Source organism: Candidatus Woesearchaeota archaeon (assembly GCA_018302225.1).
Lineage (GTDB): Archaea > Nanobdellota > Nanobdellia > SCGC-AAA011-G17 > JAGVZY01 > JAGVZY01.
Window position 1 is genome coordinate 1 of the sequence record JAGVZY010000021.1, and the last position, 5,168, is coordinate 5,168.

General features: G+C 27.9%; 6 protein-coding genes. All 6 read right to left on the bottom strand.

The features are described 5' to 3' along the window. Window positions 1–1,545: hypothetical protein (locus J4403_04785; protein MBS3167487.1), on the bottom strand; the 1,545-nt coding region annotated here is incomplete at its 3' end. 44 nt (window positions 1,546–1,589) lie between these two features. Then, complete coding sequence (locus J4403_04790; GenBank protein ID MBS3167488.1) at window positions 1,590–2,036, bottom strand: hypothetical protein; 447 nt, start codon at window positions 2,034–2,036, stop codon at window positions 1,590–1,592. After that, complete coding sequence (locus J4403_04795) at window positions 2,033–2,551, bottom strand: hypothetical protein (protein ID MBS3167489.1); 519 nt, start codon at window positions 2,549–2,551, stop codon at window positions 2,033–2,035. The genes J4403_04790 and J4403_04795 overlap by 4 nt, the downstream gene beginning before the upstream one ends. Further along, entirely contained in the window at window positions 2,541–3,443 is a 903-nt protein-coding gene (locus J4403_04800; GenBank protein MBS3167490.1) for a hypothetical protein, read from the bottom strand. The genes J4403_04795 and J4403_04800 overlap by 11 nt, the downstream gene beginning before the upstream one ends. A gap of 18 nt (window positions 3,444–3,461) precedes the next feature. Then, window positions 3,462–3,947 carry a hypothetical protein gene (locus J4403_04805; protein MBS3167491.1) on the bottom strand — a complete coding sequence of 162 codons (486 nt, stop codon included), beginning with the start codon at window positions 3,945–3,947 and terminating at the stop codon, window positions 3,462–3,464. Continuing rightward, window positions 3,944–5,168, bottom strand: a 1,225-nt coding sequence (locus tag J4403_04810; GenBank protein MBS3167492.1) for a hypothetical protein, incomplete at its 5' end; no start/stop codon positions are given. The genes J4403_04810 and J4403_04805, both read right to left, overlap by 4 nt.

Consider the following 5,168-nt stretch of genomic DNA (forward strand, 5'->3'; position numbering starts at 1 on the left):
TTTATCTGTTGGATAAATAATTGTTGATTCTTCTTCTGTATCCTGATTTCTAATTGTTAAAATTATTCTTTCTTTTGAAGAGAGACTTCTTCCTATATCGAGGTTAGTATTTAGTTTAGTTAATTTTTGTAATTCAACAGTTTTTGTAAAGTCTCCTAGATTAGTTGAAAGATCTTCTTGATAATCAGCATAACCTTCTTTAGTTACTTTTAATATTCCATTTACACATGCAGGAATTCCTGAAGCTATAGTACCTTCGCTATTTGTAATACCTAAAGCACATCCATGATTTACACATTGATATTCTACATCTGCGCCTTCAATTGGTGTGCCTTCTGAATATACTAAAATTTGAGAGTCATATATTGATGAGCAATATATATCATTTCTATCTTCTGCAAATAAAGGTTCTATTGTTAATTTTCTTGGTTCATTATTGTCAATTATTACTTGAGTTGCAAATTGGAATGCTTCATTTTCACTTGAAATACTAATAATTAAAGGATATTTTACATCGTAAACAAAATTATAATCATTTATACAAAATAAGCTTGCTAGTTTAGATACTGAACTAGACTTTACTGCATCTGAACGTATGATATTGCCATTTTGGCCAATTATAGACATTTCAAATGGCCAAGCCTTGTTATAAATAAAGTTTACATTAGTTCCTTGAGGTAATTCAAGTTCTGTTAATTCAAAATATTTTCTTGATTCTTTTGCAAGAGTATAATCTGAACCTTTTATTTTATAATAAGGAGTGTTGATGCTTATAACTTCTTTAAAATTGTTAATTATTTCTTGTCTTGTCCAGACCTTTGGAGAACAGTCTAAGGTGGTTTCTGATTTTGGAATTTCAGGGTATAAAACCATCATATCATAAGTCTTTTCTTCAAAGAAGTATTCCTGGTTTTCTTTATCCATTATCTTTATAGCGGTATCATAAAGTTGTTTGTATTTAGTAGGAATTTTAACTTCATGCAAAGGTATTTTTCTTGATTCATCTTTGTAAATTACTTGAAGAGGTGTTTTTATTATAGCTCCGACTTCAGAATCATAAATTGTTGCTTTAAATTTTAAACCTGAATATTTTACAGATATTCCTTGTTTTAATGAAGTAAAGTTTTGTAAACAAGTGTCAATATTTTTTTCTAAATAAATTGCAATATCTGTTTCTGTTTGAGATAGAGTTGGAACACCCTTGTAAGGAATTCCAGAAGTTTCATAAAACCAGTAAGGCATGTAAACATTTCCATTTGGGTAATATTGTAATGAACTAGTAAATTTTTCATAATAAGCTGGAGTAGTTATCTTTGTATAAATTCTTCCACCTTGATTTGCTGAAATTAAAACTGCATCTTTTAAAGTATTTTTAGTACATTCATCAAGCAAGATTTGTGCAGAATCCATTTGTGCAGAAATATCTTCGCCAAAACCTAATTTGGAGCTAATAGTATTAGAATTTAGATATACTACCACTGAACCTGCAATAAGTATTAAGACCCCGATTATAATATATAGGGTTACTTGACCCCTCTTTTCCATAATTTGACTTAATAAAGCTTTATATATAAATATTTCGCACAAATTTAATCACATAGTATGAAGGAATATCTATAATTACCTACACTTGATGGGACACTATCTGTAGTTGAGGTAATTCCTTTTTTACAACTTCCTATTGAATAAAGAGTTTTTGTTTCTGAACCTGATTCAAATGTAACTTTTAGGTTATATAACTCATCTGAAACAGGATTATTTCCTTTTTTTAACATTTGAGTAATATAAGCTTTACAATCTGTATTACATCCTGCAAAAGAGGAATCTTCATTACATTTTTGTATTGCATATTTTGTTTGTGTGTTGCATAAACTTGTTAATAGAATAGAATTTCTCATATTATTTGCACGTATAGATTCTTCTTTTTTTGATTCTGTGTCGTTGGGTTTATTTAAAACTGCATAAATTACTAACCCTACAAGTAAAAGAATTACAATTATTACTAATCCTACCATCTCTAGTTGACCTTTTTTCATTGTGCTTGTATGTAAATTTTTCCTATTTTATATTTATCTTCTTGTGGATAATATAATAGAATACTTGTTGAATAAACTAAACCTTTATCTCCATTAGAGTATATAACCCATTTGCTACATTGAGGATAATTTTTTTCTGTACATAAAACTTCGTCAGCTTGTGGATAAACCTGCTGTATTTCTATACTTGAAATCTTTCCAAAATATCTTTGATAATACAATTTGTTCGAATTTAAAAGAGTTTGAAACGAAGTTAGTTTGGTAGTATCTAATGCTTCTGACTGAGAGCCATGGAAGCTATATCTTAGCTCAGGCATAGTTATAACTGTATTTAAGAGTAAGGAGAATTTGTCTATTGCAATTTCTTGGGCTGAGTTTATAACGCTTGTTTTCATGGCTTTTAGATAAAATATTAAACCGATAGCCATTATTAAAAAAAAGACTAACAGTACAAATATAGTTGAATATATTTGAATATCTCCTTTTTTAGATTTTTTAAGTTGTCTAATAAACACTTGGACACCTTCCAGTCATTTTATTATTTAATTTTTCTATTTGTCTTGAGGTTGCTAATATTTCTTCTGGATTAGAATTTTTATTAAAGGATTTTATTTTTCCTATTAATAATGTTAATTCTGAATATTGCGTGCAGGACTTTGAATAGATTTTAATTTCTTCTAAATGTAATTGTGAAACTAATTGTATTCGTTTTACTATTTGATTAAAAATTGAACTGAAATCGTCTGAAAAAACTGCTGAATAGAGCATTCCTTTTCCTACAAAAGGAAGTTTTTCTTTGTTATTACAAACATAACCATAAATCTCTTCATTATCAATAGTGTAGGCAATATCCATCAAATTGCTATTTTGTGTTGTAAGACATTCTTCTGCTTGAGTAAAATAAATTTCTTTCTCTTTTGAATTTAAATTTACAAAACTTGGAATATCTGGTGAGATAAAGTTTTTTATTTCTTCGTTATCATAACGCATTTTGTATCCATAATTACTACTTCCTAAAATAATTAAGTTATCTATTTGATAAGGTAATAAAATTGGATATGTCCAAACATAAAATTCATATTCATTTTTTGAAATTGCTTTTCCTTTAAACTTTGAAGGTGAAGCAATAATTTTATTATAAATCACTTTTTTTTCACCTGTATCAATACTTAAACTATTTTTTGCATAATTAATTTGGAAGTCTTTTGGAAGAGTAAAAGTTCTTTCTAAGTAAGGAGCTCTATAACTTGAGATAACATTGTCAATATTATCTCTTACTTTTAGATTAAGGAGTCTGTCTGAAAAGGCGCCTTGCTTTACTGCAAAGCCTATGAATATTAAAAGTATAATGGCTCCTACTACTGCAATATATATCCAATTAAATGTTGAAGCCTGACCCCTTTTCATTTTTTATAAGGAAAAACTTTAACTTATATAAACTTCACCTTTATTCTGAAGTGTGAAGGATAAAGAACCTGATTTTGTTTGAATACATAACGGATTTTGTGAAACTTCTAAATTTTTTATAAAATAATAACCTTGATTTGGTTTTGCAGCTGTATCAGGAAATATAAAAACATTTTTTCTTGATGTACCCCCATATTTATTTTGCATTATAGCTTTAGAAGTTATATCAAAAGAATTAAGATTTATATCTATTTTATCTGTTGTAAAACAAACTTTTTTTATTGAACTTGGAAGATTTAAAGTTATATCGTCTGCACTTAGATAATCTGCATTATAGAATTTTTTTACTTCTCTATCTAAATCATTATAAAAAGAGATTAGTTCTACCTGAGATTGTTTTTCTTTTAATGCATTAATTGCTTTAAATCCAACTACAAAAGTAATGGCTACTACAATTATTACAAAAATATAAACATAGATTTGTTCAAATCCTTTTTTGTTCATGGTATGTTTAAAGTAAGCTGATTACTTGGATTACTCCCTTCATCCATACATCTTACGTAGAATGTTTTTGATTGTCCTACCGCAGTATTATGTGAGGTACTATTATATTCTGCTGGTTCCATTAATATTGCTTCTTCGTCATCATAATTAAATGATTTTGTGGAATATTTACATTGAGTCTTTTCATTCATTAAAACTATTAAATCGCCTCTAGACTCATAAAATTGGATTAAATAAGGTTCTTGTTTATCTTCCATTACGTAAAATTTATGTGTTTTTGTTACAACATTTGAAGCCATATCAGTACAAGTTACTTCTAAATTATGAGGATTGATTAATTGGTTAGTTGGTGAAGCAGTTAATTTTTCAGTTATAGCTCTTTCATGTAAAGTAGATATAAGATTTTTTGAGTTTACATCTTCTAAACTAGCCATGTCATCTAGCTTATATTTACAGATAATATTCTCTTTTGAAGTTATAGTAATATTTGGTGGGTTTTGATAAGTATAATTTTCAGGACTTGTTATTTCAAAGTCAAATAAAGCTTTTTTAGCAATAGTCCATTGTTTAGATTCTTTCATGGTATTTCCTTGTGTATCTATACAAGATATTTTAAAAGTGTAACTTCCACTTAAATAAGAGGAAAGATCAAGAGTGTTTAAATCTGCAGAAGTTAATCTTGGTTGCTCGACAGCATTTAAATTAGATAGATCTATTTGTTGAGCTTCTTCGGTTTCACAATATTTACACATCTTATTTTTATAAGTTAAACATGGAACATCTTTAGTACATTTTATTATTCCAGTCATTTCTTCAAAATTATCTTTATCTTTTGAATAACGACATTCTTTTACTGTACTTGAAGTTCCTGGCTTTGTTGCAGGATCATAGACTCTTAATGCTAATTTTACTTTTTGTGTTGATACTGGGAAAGCTGTGCTTTCTGGATCTATTTTTTCTATTACTGGACCCTCATAATCTGGAAGTTCTTCTAATTTGAAAGTTAATATCTCATCGTCTGTTGGATTTGGTGCATTTCCTGCAGCATCTTTACATTTAATGTATAACTTATATTCTGTTTCTGGAAGATTTTGAATTATATTTATATTATCTGAAATATGTTCTTTTGGATAGAATCTTTCTTTTTCAGAATTCAAAGTAACCATAGTGCCAGTTTGAGTTATATCTTTTCCAGGTACTGTTGAATAACTACAATAAGCT

Excerpts from the sequence above, each read along its gene's own strand:
- J4403_04800 (MBS3167490.1), bottom strand. The coding sequence starts at position 3,443 with ATGAAAAGGGGTCAGGCTTCAACATTTAATTGGATATATATTGCAGTA.
- J4403_04805 (MBS3167491.1), bottom strand. The coding sequence starts at position 3,947 with ATGAACAAAAAAGGATTTGAACAAATCTATGTTTATATTTTTGTAATA.
- J4403_04790 (MBS3167488.1), bottom strand. The coding sequence starts at position 2,036 with ATGAAAAAAGGTCAACTAGAGATGGTAGGATTAGTAATAATTGTAATT.